The sequence below is a fragment of the Stenotrophomonas sp. P5_B8 genome, assembly GCF_054049855.1.
Map to the genome: position 1 here is coordinate 1 of NZ_JBFULO010000707.1, position 1,197 is coordinate 1,197.

Sequence of the window (1,197 nt, forward strand, 5' to 3'; positions counted from 1 at the left end):
GCTCCTGCCTGCCCGCAATGCTCCCTGGAAAACACCTATGCCGATGGCGCGCTGTGGATCTGCGCCGACTGCGGGCATGAGTGGACCGCGGCCGAGGCCGGCGGTGAGGCGCTGGTGGTGCGCGACAGCAATGGCAACGTGCTGGCCGGCGGCGATACGGTCACGGTGATCAAGGACCTGAAGGTGAAGGGCTCGTCGATCCCGCTCAAGCAGGGCACGGTGATCCGCAACATCCGCCTGGTCGACGATGACGCCGAACACATCGAAGGCAATTCGGACAAGATCAAGGGTCTGGTCCTGAAGACCTGCTTCCTCAAAAAGGCCTGAAACCGGCTCAGTTGACCGCGGCGCTGCGCTGGCGCCAGCGGTTCAGGCTGTCCAGCTTGGCCTGGTACTGGGCCTTGAGCACATCGGCGTTGTCGCCGGCCAGGTCGCGTGCGCGGGCCATCTCCTTCGACGCCCGTGCGTTGTCGCCGGCCAGGAAGTACGCCCGCGCCAGCCCGAAGTGGAACGGGTGCGCGGTGGGATACAGGCTCACCGCGCGGCGGTAATAGCCGACGGCCGCCGCGTAGTCCTGGCGCTGCTCAGCCTCGTTGCCGAAGCGGAACTGTGCGAACGGATCGCCGCGTTGCACCTGCTGCAGGCGATTGGCCAACTGCGCGGCCTGGCGGGTGTCGCCCAGGCGCCGATACAGCGCGCTGGCATTGGTCAGGCTGGCGGCGTTGCGCGGCTGCAGCGTCAGCGCGGTGCGGTAGTCGCGCTCGGCCTCGGCGAGATTGCCGCTGCGTGCGTCGAGTACGCCCAGATTGTTCCAGCCGGCGACGAAGGTGGGGTCCAGCGCCAATGCCGCCTGCAGATAGGTGCGGGCCTGTGCCAGATCGTCGGCCATCCACATCGCGCCGCGATTGTTGTAGAAGTGCGCCAGCGCGCGCTTCTGCTCGATCGGCTGCGGACCGTAGCGGTCGTAGAGCACGTTGCGGTCCAGGTCGACGACGGCGGTGTTGCCATTGAGGGTCACCCCCGCGTTGACGTGCCCCACGTTGTAGATCACGCCCTGGTCCTCGTACCAGGTGACCACCTGGGCCACTTCCTGCACGCGCGCGTCGATGCCGGCCGCGCGCGCCAGGGTCACGAACAGCAGGGTGAAAGACAGGCAGTTGGCGCGGTGGGTCTGCCAGGTTTCGGTCAGGGTGTGGG

The 1,197-nt window shown here is 67.4% G+C and carries 2 protein-coding genes; one reads left to right on the plus strand and one right to left on the minus strand.

Going from position 1 to position 1,197, the window contains the following annotated elements:
- On the plus strand, positions 1-327 hold a 327-nt coding region (locus ACXJKH_RS20860), incomplete at its 5' end, for a zinc ribbon domain-containing protein YjdM (protein WP_457322242.1).
- Between the two features lie 7 nt (positions 328-334).
- On the opposite strand, the gene ACXJKH_RS20865 is transcribed toward ACXJKH_RS20860, so the two are convergent.
- Positions 335-1,197, minus strand: an 863-nt coding sequence (locus tag ACXJKH_RS20865; RefSeq protein ID WP_457322243.1) for a tetratricopeptide repeat protein, incomplete at its 5' end; no start/stop codon positions are given.